This window comes from uncultured Salegentibacter sp. (genome assembly GCF_963972535.1).
Lineage (GTDB): Bacteria > Bacteroidota > Bacteroidia > Flavobacteriales > Flavobacteriaceae > Salegentibacter.
Window position 1 is genome coordinate 1 of record NZ_CAXAVR010000058.1, and the last position, 16,460, is coordinate 16,460.

10 protein-coding genes and 1 pseudogene are annotated in these 16,460 nt (G+C 38.0%); 5 read left to right on the plus strand and 6 right to left on the minus strand.

All coding sequences use genetic code 11. The features are described from left to right. The first annotated feature begins 74 nt into the window (after nucleotides 1-74). Complete coding sequence (locus AACZ30_RS08525) at nucleotides 75-638, plus strand: DUF1080 domain-containing protein (RefSeq protein WP_339648825.1); 564 nt, start codon at nucleotides 75-77, stop codon at nucleotides 636-638. Between the two features lie 121 nt (nucleotides 639-759). Here AACZ30_RS08525 and AACZ30_RS08530 read toward each other — a convergent pair whose 3' ends face one another. The 6 genes from AACZ30_RS08530 to AACZ30_RS08555 all read right to left on the minus strand — a co-directional run bounded on the left by AACZ30_RS08530 (nucleotide 760) and on the right by AACZ30_RS08555 (nucleotide 11,723). Further along, complete coding sequence (locus AACZ30_RS08530) at nucleotides 760-2,025, minus strand: IS256 family transposase (protein ID WP_339648826.1); 1,266 nt, start codon at nucleotides 2,023-2,025, stop codon at nucleotides 760-762. A gap of 211 nt (nucleotides 2,026-2,236) precedes the next feature. After that, complete coding sequence (locus AACZ30_RS08535) at nucleotides 2,237-3,913, minus strand: sulfatase (protein ID WP_339648827.1); 1,677 nt, start codon at nucleotides 3,911-3,913, stop codon at nucleotides 2,237-2,239. A gap of 607 nt (nucleotides 3,914-4,520) precedes the next feature. Beyond that, a complete protein-coding gene (locus AACZ30_RS08540) occupies nucleotides 4,521-5,978 on the minus strand; it encodes an alpha-amylase (protein WP_339648828.1) in 1,458 nt (485 codons plus the stop codon). 57 nt (nucleotides 5,979-6,035) lie between these two features. After that, nucleotides 6,036-7,175 carry a SusF/SusE family outer membrane protein gene (locus AACZ30_RS08545; protein ID WP_339648829.1) on the minus strand — a complete coding sequence of 380 codons (1,140 nt, stop codon included), beginning with the start codon at nucleotides 7,173-7,175 and terminating at the stop codon, nucleotides 6,036-6,038. A gap of 18 nt (nucleotides 7,176-7,193) precedes the next feature. Next, entirely contained in the window at nucleotides 7,194-8,780 is a 1,587-nt protein-coding gene (locus AACZ30_RS08550) for a RagB/SusD family nutrient uptake outer membrane protein (RefSeq protein ID WP_339648831.1), read from the minus strand. 24 nt (nucleotides 8,781-8,804) lie between these two features. After that, nucleotides 8,805-11,723: a SusC/RagA family TonB-linked outer membrane protein gene (locus AACZ30_RS08555; protein ID WP_339648832.1), complete on the minus strand. Its 2,919-nt coding sequence runs from the start codon at nucleotides 11,721-11,723 to the stop codon at nucleotides 8,805-8,807. A gap of 225 nt (nucleotides 11,724-11,948) precedes the next feature. Between AACZ30_RS08555 and AACZ30_RS08560 the strand changes: the two genes are divergently transcribed. The 4 genes and pseudogenes from AACZ30_RS08560 to AACZ30_RS08575 form a co-directional block, all read left to right on the plus strand. Further along, nucleotides 11,949-12,971: a LacI family DNA-binding transcriptional regulator gene (locus AACZ30_RS08560; RefSeq protein ID WP_339648833.1), complete on the plus strand. Its 1,023-nt coding sequence runs from the start codon at nucleotides 11,949-11,951 to the stop codon at nucleotides 12,969-12,971. A 216-nt stretch (nucleotides 12,972-13,187) separates the two neighbouring features. Further along, nucleotides 13,188-14,534, plus strand: a complete 1,347-nt coding sequence (locus tag AACZ30_RS08565; protein WP_339648835.1) for an MFS transporter — start codon at nucleotides 13,188-13,190, stop codon at nucleotides 14,532-14,534. Between the two features lie 109 nt (nucleotides 14,535-14,643). Beyond that, nucleotides 14,644-15,303 carry a beta-phosphoglucomutase gene (gene pgmB, locus AACZ30_RS08570; protein ID WP_339648836.1) on the plus strand — a complete coding sequence of 220 codons (660 nt, stop codon included), beginning with the start codon at nucleotides 14,644-14,646 and terminating at the stop codon, nucleotides 15,301-15,303. A gap of 81 nt (nucleotides 15,304-15,384) precedes the next feature. Beyond that, nucleotides 15,385-16,460: pseudogene (locus AACZ30_RS08575) on the plus strand (glycoside hydrolase family 65 protein); the annotation flags it as partial.

Here is a 16,460-nt window from a genome sequence, read left to right on the forward strand (position 1 = left end):
TCTTTTTGTCATGCTTTTAAAACAACTATATTAGACACTGATTAGTTACAAAAATTAGTTTAGTTGCGATCTTATTGAGTTTTGCATTTACGGGTTGTCAATCTGGAAAAGATCTTTTTAATGGAAAAGATCTGGAAGGATGGAAAATACATGGTACTGAGAAATGGTATGTAGAAGATGGATTGTTGATCTCAGAGAGCGGTCCCGATAAAGCATATGGATATCTTGCCTCTAAAGAAAATTACAAAGATTTTGAATTGAATTTAGAATTTAAACAAGAAGCTGATGGAAATAGCGGAGTATTTATAAGGTCTGAAATTGAAGGTACTAAAATAGCTGGTTGGCAGATAGAAGTGGCACCACCAAATCTTTATACAGGTGGGATCTATGAATCTTATGGACGTGGTTGGTTGATTAAACCAGCCCCAGAAAAAGAAGATGCACTTAGGTATGGAGAATGGAATAAATTAAAGATAAGAGTAAAAGGCAACCAGGTAACCAGTTGGTTAAACGGTGTAGAAATGGTTGATTTTTCTGATGAAAAAATAGGAGCTGCTACCGGTAAAATCGCTTTGCAAATTCACGATGGGGGAGGGATTAAAGTGTACTGGAGACATATTAAACTTAAACAAATTTAATTAAGAAGTAATTAAAGATTTCAATTACAGAAATATATAAAGTTAAGTAGTTTTTTCAATAATGTGTTTTAGTTTGAAAGCCGTCTTCATTTTGTGACAGACGGCTTTTTGGGTCTGTAAATTAAACTCTGTCTGATCTTTCAATTCCTCTGGGGCTAGCCCCAGAGGAATTTGCGTTTATTTCCAGTGGTATACGGTCTCCAAATTTAATATAAAATTGCTGAATCGTAAGGCTCCAATTATGTAATGGGGCGGTCCATTTCTTCTCAATATTCTTTGTCACTAGATAGACTAGTTTAAGCAGGGACATATCACTGGTAAATGCTCCTTTGGTCTTGGTAACTTTCCTGATCTGACGATGGAAGCCCTCCACGGCATTGGTGGTGTAAATGATCTTTCTAATGGGTTGGGTGTACTGAAAATACTGGGATAACTGCTCCCAGTTACGCTGCCAGCTTTCAATGACCACAGGATATTTACTGCCCCATTTCTCTTCCAGGTTTAATAATTCATCTTCGGCTACATCTTTAGTAATGGCTCTATAGACCTTTTTCAGGTCTTTCATAAATTCCTTTTGATCCTTAGAGGCAATATACTTCAGTGAATTACGAATTTGGTGAACGATACAAAGCTGTACCTGGGCTTTTGGATATACACTTAAGATCGCTTCGGTAAAACCCCTTAGGTTATCGGTACAGGCAATAAGGATATCCTGTAATCCACGGTTATGAAGGTCGGTTAAAACCTGTAGCCAGAAATTGGCACCTTCGCTCTCAGAGATATACATGCCAAGGACTTCCTTCCTCCCTTCTTTGGTGATGCCCAGAATATTGTAGAGTGCTTTATGGGTAATCTTCCCATCCACCTTAACCTTATAATGCATTGCATCAAGCCATACAATGCAGTAGAGCGGTTCTAAAGGACGGCTTTGCCAGGCTTTGATATCAGGAATGATCTGATCGGTTATCTGGCTTAAAACAGTATGGGAAATATCGGTATCGTACATTTCCTTGATATGACTGGAAATATCCCGATAACTCATCCCAAGCCCATAAAGACCGATGATCTTATCAGAAAGATTATCTGCTAAAATGGTTTGTCGCTTTTTAACCAATTCCGGTTCAAAACTGCTTTGACGATCTTCAAGGGTCTCAATATCAAAGGAGCCAAAGCCACTTTTAAGCTTTTTCTTTCCTTTGCCATTACGCTTATTCCCCTTGGCACGCTCATCACTATCCAGATGGGAGTCCATTTCTGCCTGAAGGGCTTTCTCAATTACGTTCTTTAGCATCGGTGCAAAAGCTCCGTCTGCACCAAAAAGGCTTTTGCCTGACATAAACTGGTCAAGCACCTTTTTCTCGAATTCCTGTTGTTCTTTTGTTGTCATAATTCTGTCTGATTGAAATTAATAAATAATTCTATTCAGACAGAGTTTATTTTACACCCTCGGCTTTTTTTAATAATTCTTATATGAACAGTTCCGAAAGATTTTCAGGATTTTTTTATTAGTAATAATCAGATCTTTATCCTTGAGTATATGTGGAAACGAGAGCAAGGCTGCTCGCAGGGATTATTACAAAAATCGTAATACCTCCTGCTTATTTATCCTCGTAAACCTTAATAAATTGCTTATCCAGCTCTTCAGAATCTTTGTATTTTTTACGGGTTTCTTTTAGTTTCTTAACCATCATTTCTCTCACTTCTGTATAATCTGGATCGTAAAATACATTATGCAATTCTTGCGGATCGTTTTTACGGTCGTAAAGTTCCCATTCATCTACATCATAGTAAAAGTGGATGATCTTATAATCTTTAGTAGCAATACCGTAATGTCTTTTTACAGCATGCTCTGCAGGATATTCATAATAATGATAATAAACAGCATCTCTATCCCAGGCCTCTTTTTCGCCCGTTAATAATGGTAATAAACTCTTACCTTGCATTTCATCTGGAGCATTTACACCGGCAGCATCTAAGAATGTTTGTGCAAAATCCAGGTTTTGCACCATTTCCTCTTCGGTGATACCTGCTTTTATCTTGTTTGGCCATTTTATAAGTAAAGGAGTTCTAAAAGATTCTTCATACATAAATCTTTTATCGAGCCAACCGTGTTCTCCTAAATAGAAGCCTTGATCTGAAGTATAAACCACTATGGTATTGTCAGATAAGTTATTATCATCTAAATAGTCTAAAACGCGCCCTACATTTTCATCTACTGAAGCAATAGTTCCCAGGTAATCCTGCATGTAACGTTGGTATTTCCATTTCATTAAATCCTCATCATCCATATCTGGATATTTTTCTTCGAACTCTTTATTTATTGGATCGTAAACCCTATCCCAGGCAGCTTTTTGCTCTTTATTCATTCTACTGGTAGGATCTCCCAGGTACCGTTCTTCTATTCCCAGTTTTTGGATTGTTGTGTCTTTTAGCTTATTGTCGTTTGTAAGAATCATGTGGGTAAGAATATTCATTTCAGCCGTTTTTGCGGCTGTACTTTTGCGAGTATTTGGCTCATCGAAATTGTATTCCTTAGACGCATCGGGAGAATTTGATTTAAGATCTTCGGGCTGAATACGAGTATAGTCATCGAATAGGGTTTCTGGTAGTGGGAATTCTTTTTTTGTAAATTCTTTGTAATGTCTTTCCGCTGGTAACCAGGCGCGGTGTGGAGCTTTATGTAAATACATCAATAAGAATGGTTTTTCTTTATCGCGTTCTTCCTCCAGCCAGTTAATGGTTAGATCTGTAATAATATCGGTCACATAACCATCAATTACAGTATCTCCGTCTTTGGTTATAAAGCGTGGGTTATAATAACTTCCCTGGCCGGGTAAGATTTTAAATTCATCAAAACCTTTTGGATTGTTTCCAAAGTGTAATTTTCCAAACATTGCGGTTTGGTATCCGGCATCCTGTAAGATTTGCGGAAAAGTTACATTCGTCGTATCAAATTTACTGAGGTTGTCAATTTTCCCATTTAAATGACTGTGTTTGCCGGTTAAAATTACCGCACGCGAAGGCGCACAAATAGAGTTGGTTACCGAAGCATTATTGAAAAGAACACCTCCCTGCGCCAGCCTATCGATATTCGGGGTATTAATTAGCTTATCACTATACGCACTTATTGCTTGATAGGCGTGATCGTCAGACATCATAAAGACAATGTTAGGACGTTTGTCCTGTCGTAGCTCTTTTTTTTCTGCTTCATTCTTACAAGAAAATAAAGTTGTTGCTAAGGCTAGTGAACAAAGGAAAACTCTGTAATTCGACATAGGTTCTTATTTAGATTTTGGTGATTGTCTATTGATTTTCAATTTAAAAGAAAATATTTATCAATTTTTTTACTCTATTACGTCTGCAGCTGAATTATTTGTCTCCTTGTTATTTTTTAGGTTAGGACTTGCAGTATCTTCATACATCCTATCTTAATAGTAAGCTTCAGAAGTACCTCTTTAGCGAGGATTAAGTGCTATAAGTAAATTTTTATAAAGATATTGTAATTATAAAAAAATTATATAAATTATAAATAATAAGACAAAATTATTTTCAAAACGAAAATAAAAATAAGACTGGTAGAATTAAAATTGGCTTATTACAGCGTACCGAACTGAAGGGTAATTGTTTTCTTCTAAATAATGAATCTTACCCTGGTAGGTTTCGGAATATGCGATAATCTTAATTAATAGATAGCCTGATTTTTGGGGCAGGGTAATGACCTGGTCAATAGTGTTATAAATTTAGGAGAAAACCGGGAAGAGAAATTGATTAAATTAATATCGAAAATAAAATAAAAGCCGAATTTCTGGAAAAAAAAGAGGCTGGTTGAATTAACAACCAGCCAGTCTTTGAATTAACACCTATGAAAATTCAAAATAAAACCTATTTCGTGATGGAGTATATTGAATATCCATTCGCCGGAGCTTCAATTATTGCCATTCCGTTTTCATCGGAGGTAGGGGTGTATGTTGTGTTACCACTATAATCTAATAAGGTAACGTTATTCCAATTAGTTTGAACGTTTCTACGCTTGGTAGTACTTTCGGTGCTAATATATAGAATTAATCCGGGGTTTTCAGCATTCCCTTCCCTTTTCATTACATATTCGTTATTATCTACATGAAGTACTTCTACATCACCAAGTGCCAGACTATTATGAATCTCGATTAACTGCTTGATTTCTTCGTTAAAAGCTTCATTTTCGTAATCTGAGTAGAAAATTGTAGGATATCCGTCGTGAGTTAAAATATAGGCATAAGCCTTCATTTTATTTTCTGAAGCGATGCGATTGTCTTCATTTTCGTCTTTTTCGGTGTCATGATTCGCTACAAAAGTCACAGCTTTGTCAGGATTTACCTTACGAAGTGTATTTCCGTCTAAATAATTTAGGTCGTCAAAACGATCAAAAGCTTCTTCCATTTTATAGAAGGCGGCAAAATCGAAAGCTGAAACTCCGGTGGCATCAACCCAGTCTACCAGAACATCTGCATTTCCGTCAAAATTCTCTCCAACAGCAAATCCGCCAACTTCGCTCATCCAATCTTCAATTACCCAGGTTCCAAAACCTTTTACATAATCAAATCGCCAGCCGTCAAAACCCATTTCATTTTTGTAATATTTTGCGACCGAATTTTCTTTCTTCCAAAACCAATCCTGCACATAAGGAACATCGTGATCTACATCCTGTTCAGAAAAGAAAAGATCGCCCTCATCACTTTGGCTCACATCGTTCGGATGAAAATGCTCGTAGTTTCTATTGAACATTCCTGAGGCGTTTCCATATTCTTCGTTGAATAGGGTATAGGTATCCTTTTCGCGATATGGATTGTATTCCAGGCCGCCGCCCGAATTATGGTTTAAAACGATATCTGCAATCACCTCTAAGCCCAGCTCGTGAGATTTAGAGATAAGATTTTCCAGCTCTTCGCGAGTTCCAAAACGTGTAGGAACGGTCCCGTGTTGATCGTATTCTCCAAAATCGAAATAATCTGAAGGATCGTACCCCATAGAGTAACCGCCAGATTGGCCTTTGGTAGCCACGGGAAGCCATATTCTATCTATCCCGGCATCTGCCCAGCCTTCAACTTTATCTGAAAGATTGTTCCACCACTCAAAGCGCGGTTCTACATCCCAGTAGAAAGTTTGCATCATTACTTTTTGTCCGCTTGTATATTGTGAAAGATCTAAGGCTTCGGGATCTTGCGGAGTTGGTATTTCCTCTTCTTCGCCGCCAGTTATATCATCTGTTTCATCAACAACTTCATCGTCATCTTTAGAACAGCCGGATACCACTAACAGTAAGCTGAAAAGAAAAGGGAATAAAAATTTAGTTTTTTTCATAATTAATAAGAATTAAAAAGGGCTGCACGCGGCAGCCCTTTTAGTTAATTGAGTCTTTTACTCTTCCCCTTGTGGGATAAAGATATATCGACCATCCAGTGTGTTAAACCACACATCGTAAGTTCCTGCGCTCACTGGAATATTTGGTCCAGCTACTGTAGTTTCCCCGCTAACTGGAGTTGCTCCACCCCAATCTAGATCCCATGCGTCATCTGCTCTAAACTTCGCTTCACCATCAGTTAATTCAATTCCTTCGATATACCAGATATGAGGGTTGAATTCAGACTGAGTCATATCAGTATCATCATCCCACGCACCAGGAGTGGCATCGCCAATTATCCCGATGTTTGTTTGAACTTCGGCTGTACTTTCGTCTATTTCCTCCCAGGTATAAGTCATTTCTTCAACATTTACCATTAATGAATAGTAAGCATCATCTTCTACCGGGAAAGCATCAGGATCATCACCTAAGATCTCACTGTTAGTAAGTTCACCATTCGAAAGCCCCCATTGTGGCTGCCACTCAGTAGTTTGTAAAAATTTGAAGCCTTCTATATCTCCTCCTCCGGCAAATCTTCCTTCAAAGTAGTAAACAGACTCATTTTCACCATCTCTAAATAAAGGAGTGTTGTTATTGGCTGGATCCCAACCTGCTTCAGTAGCGTCACCAACAAGGAATAGCTCCATTTTTGGCGCTTCACCTTCTTCTTCAGCTTCTGGTAGCTCTACATTGAGAGCGATGGTTTCAGAAAATTCTTCTAAAGCGTTTCCTTCCCCGTCACCGGCAAAAGCACGTACCTTAAAGTAAACTATACCCGTATTTGGCGCTTCAGTTTCAGGATCGTTATCAAGACCTGCATCTTCAGCAAGTTCTCTCATTTGGCCAATGCTTACACCTAGATTATTATTATCCGTGCTTCCTATTACCATTAAGTCTCCAAAATCCTCAGCTGTAGATCCCTGTAACTCATAAGTAATTGTGGTAGGAGCTTCAAAATCTACTTCGTTCCAAACAAATCTTTCGGCAAGATTATCCGGGTTTCCAGATGGTAACACATAGGTGTTTTGAAATGAATTGCTAAACTGAATTCCTTCCGGGTCCGGTTGTGCAACGAAAACAATATCGTCGTCTTGTGTACACGCGCTAAAATTTAGTAGCGCGATAAATGCTAAAAATAAAATTGAAAATTTTTTCATTTTAATTCTTTTATAAAATTAATATCCTGGATTTTGTTCTAAATTGGTGTTAACTCCTAAATCTGAAGCCGGTATAGGCATAAGGTCTCTGTAACTTTGGGTAGTTGCTCCCTGCGGAACATCTCCTTTCCAGGGCCAGATTCCGTTTTCAGTAAATTGGTTAAACCTTATAAGATCTGTTCTTCTATGAGCTTCCCAGTATAATTCACGGGCGCGTTCATCCAGTATGAAATCTAAATTTAGGTCTGATCCTCCAATTTGGTCGGCATCAACTCTTTCCCTTAATTCATTTATATAACCTAAAGCAGCCGATTCACTACCACCACCTCCTCTTAGGTGAGCTTCAGCATACATTAAATATGCATCTGCAAGTCTAAACAATGGAAAATCTGTGTCCGGGAATTCCCCGGTGTCATCAGATCCCCATTCGCCATCTACAGTCACATTTTTAAATTTAGTGATCGCAAAACCGTCGTTAAAGCTGGAAATTTCATCTATTTCTTTGGTTTGTCCTTCCGTAAAGAAAAGTGCTCTTTCGTCCTGAGATTCTGCTCCATTAGGAAATTTATCTACCAGGGCAGCAGTAGTTCTTAAGCCGGCCCAGCCACTGCTAACTCCAAAGTCTGCAGGGTCCATATCGCCACCTACAGCAGCATGGATGATAAATGCCATTCCACCGTAGGATTGGGTTTGTTGCCCATCAAAAGTGATAGGGAATATTACCTCAGATTGTGCCCCATTAGAATCATTATCTGCCAGGAATAATTTTTGGTAATCATCTGCTAAACTATAGTTTGCGTTAATCACTCTTTCAGAATAATCTAAAGCTTCAGTATAATGGGCCTCACCGGTATAAACTTCAGCATTTAAATAAAGTTTAGAAAGTAGCATCCAAACTGCAGCCTGGTCAGCACGGCCGTATTCATTAGAATTCGCGGCCACAATGTCGTTTTCTATAGCTAAAAGTTCACTTTCTACGAAATCATATAATTCCGGTCTCTGAATTTGCTGCGGAAGGCTTGCTCCTATGGCATCTTCTTCGGTTACAAATGGAACATTTCCAAATAAATCTAAAGCGTGATAATAATGTAAAGCTCTTAAAAACCTTGCTTCAGCTCGGTAACGGGCTACATTTTCTCTTTCTTCAGAAGCAAGACCGCGAGATTCTAGAAGCTCCGGAGTGCTCTGTCTTATAAACTCGTTAGTAAGAGCAACCTGGTACATAATCCTTGAGTACATAGTTCTAATGAACTCGTTTCCTGCAGTCCAGTTTTGGGCGTGTAGGTCTTGAATTGTACCATCGTTCCAGCCAATTACAGCTTCATCTGTAGTAAGTTCCTGCATAGACCAGTATAATCTTAAATATTGCGAGAAACCTTCGTCTAGACCTTCAAGATCTGGGTCACCGGCGGGGCCTTCCTGGCCACTTATCGCAAGACCGGCATAAAGTTTGGCTAAAAACTGTTTGTAAGATTCTGGATCTTCAAAGGTAGTTTCGGCCGTGAGCCTGTTATCTTCAGGCTGCAAATCTAAATCGTCTTCACAAGACCAGAAGAAACCGGCGCTCATAAATAGGATTAAGAATGGTTTTAGTGTTTTTAACATAACTAATTTATTATATATTTTTTCTTAAAATGAAAGATTTAAACCAAGTACTATTGTGGTAGATCTTGGATAAAAATTGTTGTCTATCCCGTTTGCAATTTCCGGATCTAAACCTTCATAATCGGTTATGGTCCATACATTGGTGGCGGTTAGTGAAGTTCTAATGTCCAACTCTTCTCCAGGAAATAAATATCCTACAGATATGTTATCCAATTTCACAAAATCAGCCTTCTGAATATAATAATCTGAAAAGAACTGGTTATTGTTGAAACTACTTTCTAAAACATTGCTGTTGAAGTTTGAATAGTAAGGCTGTGGGGTCACCGTACCGGCTCCAACAAACCCATTACTTGACTGGGTATTGTTGTACATGTAATTTCCGAAGTTACCTCTAAAAGTAAAGCTGAAATCAAGGTTTTTATACCTCATAGTATTAGTTAATCCCATAAAGTAATCTGGAGTAGCTTTTTTGTAAGGAACCCTGTCTTCTTCTGTAATTTCATTATCTCCGTTCACATCTACATAAGCACCTTCTATTGGTTGCCCGTCTTCATTGTAAACCTGTCGGAAAACGTTAAAGGTTGTAGGGTCGTAACCTTCTTTCCATAACTGGATGTTGTTACCAACACCACCGCTAATTCCTCCTTGTGGTATTTCGAAGTTAGGATCTTCGCCTAAAGTAAGGTTGGTGATTTCTAAATCCTGGAAAGTTAAATTGTAATTTACGTCCCAATTGAAATCTTCCTGTTGAATAATAGCACCATTAATTCCAAATTCAAGTCCTTTACTCACCGTGCTACCAACATTGGTAACTAAAAGGTCTGTAAGGTTAGCTCCTGCAGGTACCGGAACCGTGGCTAAAAGGTCTTCGGTTTCGCGGTAATACGCTTCAACGGTACCAGAGATTCTGTTATTAAAGAAACCGTAGTCTATACCAACATTATAGGTTTGTAATTCTTCCCATTTCAGGTCAGAATCGTATGCTTCAGGACGTAATGTATTGTAGAATTGATTACCAAACTGGTAACGCGCCCCACCAACACTCGGATTATAAGTTCCGAAATATCCATAATTTGGTCCAATTTCCTGGTTACCGGTTACCCCATATCCTGCACGGAGTTTTAATTGGTTTAATACATTAGAATCTGCAAGAAAATTTTCGTTGTGTAATTTCCAACCTACAGATAATGCAGGGAAAATACTCCATTTATTATCTCCTCCAAATCTGGAAGAACCATCTCTACGTACACTACCTGAAATCAGGTATTTATCGGCAATATCAAAACTGGCACGACCAAAATAAGATTCCAGTGCATTACGATCGGTATCTCGTGGGGACTCAAGAATATTATTAGAAACTGTCTCAGTTGTTTTACTGGTGATAAAGAATTCCTGGTAAGAGTGTCCTGCAGTTAAATCAATTTCAGTGTCCAGAAAATCTATATCATTTTTGTAATTGAAATAGAAATCCAGAAGGGTATTTCTGTTGAAACCACCATAATCTTCAAAATAAGGAATATCCTGGTTGTTTGCAGCAGAAGTTAATGGTCTTCTATTATAACCATCATTCTCTGAATAATCAAAACCTGCATTTACATTAAATTTCAATTCCGGTAGAAAATGGAATTTATATTCGGAATTCAGGTTAGTGATATTTCTTTTAGTAACTCCACGGCCATCTAATTGCTCTAAAAGTGCTAATGGGTTACGTGTAGCTTGTATTTGTTGTTGTTGAGGTGAAAGTGTGTGCTCATAATATCCATCAAAGTAACTTCCCTCATTATAAACAGGTTGGGTAGGGTCAAAGCCTACGGCTGCACCAATAGCACCCTGATCTGCAAAACGGTTTTCATCTACAATTCCTTTAGAAGTTAAAGATAATTTTAGGTGATTATCAAATAAATCCTGGTTAAGAGCAATGTTAAGGGCATTTCTTTCATAAACATCGGTCTTTAAAACTCCTGTTTGCGAAGTATGGTTATAATTTACCCGGTAAGAGAAATTCTCGAAACCTTGAGTTGCCGTAAAGTTATGTATTGCTCCTACAGCAGTTTGGTAAATTTGGTCTTGCCAGTCGGTATTAGCATCTCCTAATAAAGAAGGATCTGTTCCCGGAGTTTCGTTTATTAAAGTACGAAACTGATCGGCATCCAACACATCTACCTTGTCTATAATTCTCCCGGCAGATACTTTAAGATCGTAACTTAACGCAAGCGGAGAGTCTTTTTTACCAGATTTGGTAGTAATTAAAATTACCCCGTTAGAAGCCCTGGAACCATAAATAGAGGTTGCAGCAGCATCTTTTAATATTACGAAATCTTCAATTTCGTTTGGGTTAATAGAGTTTAACTGGTTTCTAACACCCTGAACTCCTCTTTGGTCTAATGGCACACCATCTACTACAATAAGTGGGGAGTTGTTACCCGATAGGGAAGAACCACCACGAATTCTAATTTCAGAACCACCACCTGGTTCACCGCTTCCGGGAGTAATTCTAACCCCGGCCGATTTACCCGAAATTAATTGTTCTGGTGAAACAACTGCGCCCTGGTTAAAGCTTTCCGAAGAAATCTTTTCTACTGATCCTGTTGCATCCTGTTCAGATGTGCTACCGTAACCAATAAGAACTACTTCTTCTAAAGTAGCCTGATCTTCGTCTAATTGAACATCTAAAGTTGCATGCCCTTCATAAGGAATTTCCTGACTGGCAAAACCAAGAAAAGAAAAGACAAGAATATCGTCTTCACTTACGTTTTGAATGGTATAATTACCATCAAAATCTGTGACTGCACCATTAGTTGTTCCTTTCACAATAACGTTTGCGCCGGGAATTGGAAGGCCGGTTGCGCTTTCGCTAACAACGCCACTCACAGTCTCCTGCGCAAAAAAGCTCATTGGTAGCATTAAGAGCAACATCAACGTGCTTTTAAATAGTGTTTTCATAAATTATTTTATTGATTTTTACTAAAAATTATGCTTATATTTTTACTTCCTGAGGTTAAAAGTATGTAAACAGAATGTAAAGAAATAGGCATTCCCTTACCAGTATTTTGCGCAAACGTTTGAGTGTTGAAAACTTTTGATTTTTGCGGGTATAGCGTAATTTTTATGGTATTTTTACGACATCTTAAAAATTATCCCTGAGTTATTTTTAAATAATAGATTTTTATGAAGCCAAAATTGACCCTAAAACAAATTGCAAGAGAATTAGACGTATCAATTTCTACTGTTTCAAAAGCTCTACGAGACAGTTCAGAAATTGGGGAAGAAACCCGTAAAAAAATCAAGGCTTTTGCAAAATTATATAACTACCGGCCTAATAATATCGCACTCAGTCTTAAAAACCGAAAAACAAAAACTATAGGAATTATTATTCCTGAAATTGTTCATTATTTCTTTACTACAGTAATTAGTGGGGTAGAGCAGGTTGCCAACGAAATGGGGTACAACGTAATTGTGTGTCTTTCCAACAATTCTTTTGATAAAGAAGTACTAAACCTTGAAATGCTGGCCAATGGCAGTACCGATGGTTTTATTCTTTCTTTGGCAAAAGAAACCATGCAAAAAGAAGATTACCATCACCTTACCGAAGTTACCAACCAGGGAATGCCCGTGGTTTTATTTGATAGGGTAGTAGATGAAATTCATTGCGATAAAGTGATTATTGATGATGTTATTGGTGCTAAAAAAGCAGTACATTATTTACTCGAAAATGGAGCAAAGAAAATCGGGCTTGTTTCTACGGTAGATTATGTGAGCGTAGGGAAATTAAGAACCCGTGGTTATCTTGAGGTTTTAAGAGAAAATAATGTAGAAATTGATGAAAGCCTTATCCTTAAAATAGAGGATATGGATAATAGCGAAACTGAAATTAAAGACTTTATTGATAAAAATGAAGTCGATGCAGTTTTCGCAGTGAACGAGCATTTTGCCATTTACGCGATAAAAGCCATTCAGGAAAAAGGTTTAAAAGTTCCAGAAGATGTCTCTGTAATTGGTTTTACAGATGGGGAGCTTTCAAAAAGATTTATTCCCAGCCTTACCACTGTAAGTCAACACGGCGAACGTATGGGAGCTGAAGCTGCCAGACTTTTAATAGATAAACTGGAAAGAAAACCAGAGGAAGAAGAATCTTATAGAACAGTAATTGTAGAAACCAATTTGATAGAAAGAAATTCTACCAAATTGTAAACTACTTTTAATCCAGTCGTGGAGAGCTATTTTTGAATTTTAAATACTCCCTGGAGTATTTAATTCTCGATTCTCGAGTAATTTTCGATTACCATCTTTAAAATTTTATATATATTTACCCCAGCTTAGTTAATTTATCAGAACTTATATTTTTACTTCCTACCTAAAATAAGTTTTGATAAGCCTTATGCTTATCGTAAACGTTAATTGTACGATATGCAAAAACGTAGATTAAGTTTCTGGGAGATCTGGAACATGAGTTTTGGTTTTCTTGGAATCCAGATGGGGTTTGCACTCCAAAATGCCAACGCAAGTAGAATTTTACAAATCTTTGGTGCCGATATTCACGAACTTTCGTGGTTTTGGTTGGTTGCGCCGGTTACCGGTTTAATCGTTCAGCCTGTTATAGGCTACTATAGCGATAGAACCTGGACCAGTCTTGGCCGTAGGCGACCATTCTTTCTAACTGGAGCAATTTTAGCGGCAATAGGTTTGATTTTAATGCCTAATGCCGATTGGTTTATTGCTATTTTGCCTTCCCTTTGGGTAGGTGCCGGGATGCTCTTTATTATGGATGCTTCCTTTAATGTAGCGATGGAACCTTTTCGCGCCCTGGTGGCCGATAAATTACCATCAGACCAAAGAACCCTTGGCTTTAGTGTACAAACTGTTTTAATAGGAATTGGGGCCGTAATTGGTTCCTGGTTGCCTTATGTATTGACCAACTGGTTTGATATTAGCAATAGAGCGGTAGTAGGCGAAGTTCCACTAAACCTGCTGCTTTCTTTTGTAATTGGAGCTGCCATTTTAGTTGGAAGTATTCTGGTAACGGTAATTACTACCAAAGAATATTCTCCCGAGGAACTGGAAAAAATGGATGACCACATTGAAGAACCGGTTGATGAAAATGAGAAATCCAGTTTGCTGGATATCTTTTCAGATTTTGCAAAAATGCCTCATACTATGCGGCAGCTTAGCTGGGTACAATTCTTTTCATGGTTTGGTCTTTTTGGAATGTGGGTTTTCTCAACTCCCGCAATTGCCCATCATATTTACGGATTACCACTTTCAGATAGTAACAGTGAAACCTATCAGGATGCCGGCGACTGGGTTGGTGTGCTGTTCGGGGTTTACAATGCTGTTTCAGCGGTTTTTGCATTTTTTCTTCCGGCTATTGCTTTAAAAATTGGAAGAAAAAGCACGCATATTATGTCGCTATTTATTGGCGCACTGGGAATGCTGTCCATTTATATAATGCCGAATGAATATTGGCTATTGCTTTCTATGTTCGCTATTGGTATTGGCTGGGCCAGTATTCTGGCAATGCCCTACGCAATTCTCGCAGGATCAATTCCACCGAAAAAAATGGGAGTTTATATGGGGATCTTCAACTTTTTTATCGTGATCCCACAAATTGTAAATGCACTTATTGGAGGATTAATGGTGAAATATCTTTACGACGGAAACCCGATCTACGCCTTAGTTACCAGCGGAATTGCTTTTCTAATCGCCGCTATACTTACTTTTAGAATAGACGATGTGGACGAACCCGTTAAAGCATAACAATATCAGTTCGGGTAGATTTGATGAAACATAATGAAATCAAAACGTATCGAGAACTGTGTCGAGAAAGAAATGCTGAAATGATAATTAAAAGAGATAATTTAAGATAATGAAGACAACAAAAGGAGTAATATTCGATTTAGACGGCGTAATAGTAGATACCGCAAAATTTCATTTTTTGGCCTGGAGAAAACTGGCTAACGATTTGGGTTTCGACTTTACCAAAGCGCAAAACGAACAACTTAAAGGTGTTAGCAGGGTAGAATCTCTTAAAAAAATACTGGAATGGGGAGAACTTGAACTTTCTAAAACAGAATTTAAACGCCAAATGGCACTTAAAAACGAAAATTATCTCTCTTATGTTGCTAAAATGGACGAGGACGAAATTCTTCCCGGAGTTCAAAAAGTGATAGATTATTTAATTGAAAATAATGTTCCTTTTGCTTTGGGCTCTGCCAGTAAAAATGCACGTAATATCTTAAAAAAGATCAATTTGTTGGAAAAATTTGACGCCATTGTTGATGGAAATGATGTTAGCAAAGCAAAGCCCGATCCTGAGGTATTTCTTATCGCTGCCGAAAAAATTAACATTAAACCAGAAAACAGTATCGTTTTTGAAGATTCTGTAGCCGGAGTGCAGGCTGCAAATAATGCAAATATGATGAGCATTGGAATTGGCGAAAAAGAAATATTGGCTGAAGCCGATTATGTATTCAACGATTTCACCGAAATAGATATAGATTTTATAAAGAAATTACTCAGTAATTGAGATCATTTTTTTCAATAATACAACTTAAACCTTTGGGTTTGTCCCGGGTTTATCAATTAGAAATTAGACAGAAATAAAGCAATGAACCAAGATTATATACAACCTAACGAGTGGTCCATTCTGGAAGAAGGATTTGATGTAGAACGCGTAAAATCGTCTGAAAGCCTTTTTAGTATAGGTAACGGCGTTATGGGGCAGCGAGCCAATTTTGAAGAAAACTATTCAGGGCCAAGTTTCCAGGGAAGCTACATTGGTGGGGTTTATTATCCCGATAAAACCAAAGTTGGCTGGTGGAAAAATGGCTATCCAGAATATTTTGCGAAAGTATTGAATGCGCCCAACTGGATTGGAATCAACGTGTTTGTGAACGATGAAGCCTTAGACCTTTTTACCTGTAAAAAAGTTGAAAATTTTAAGCGTGAGCTTAATATGAAAGAAGGTTTTCACCGCCGCAGTTTTGTAGCTACGCTTCCAAACGACATTGAAATTTCGGTTAAAGCAACGCGCTTTCTTTCTATTGTGGAAGATGAACTTGGCGCGATAGATTTTGAAATTGAAGTTTTGAATAGCGATGCTGAGGTTCGTTTTGAGCCTTATCTCGATGGCGGAATCACAAATACCGATGCCAATTGGGAAGAACGTTTCTGGAAGACTTTAGAAGTGAAATCTGAAGGCAATAAAGGTTTTGTACTCTCTAAAACCCTGAAAACCGAATTTCACGTGAACACCTATATGCAATCTGAAGTTTTGCTGAACGGGCAAAAACAAGATGTAGATTTCACTGAAACAAAAACTGAAGATAAACTTACTTTTTCCTATTCAATTAAAGCTGAAAAGGGACAAAAAGTAAGTCTTAGAAAATACGCCGGCTACGTAACCGATATGAACCATAAGTGTTCAGATCTCGTGGAAGCGGCTAGTAAAGTATTGGATTATGCCACTAAAGCCGGATTTGCCAAATTGCTTCAGGAGCAAAAAGAAGCCTGGGAGAAAATTTGGGAAATGGCAGATATCACTATTGAAGGAGATGTAAAAGCACAACAGGGAATTCGCTTTAATATTTTTCAGCTAAATCAAACGTATTTAGGAAAAGATGAGCGTTTAAATATTGGTCCAAAAGGCTTTACCGGCGAGAAATACGGCGGAAGCACCTATTG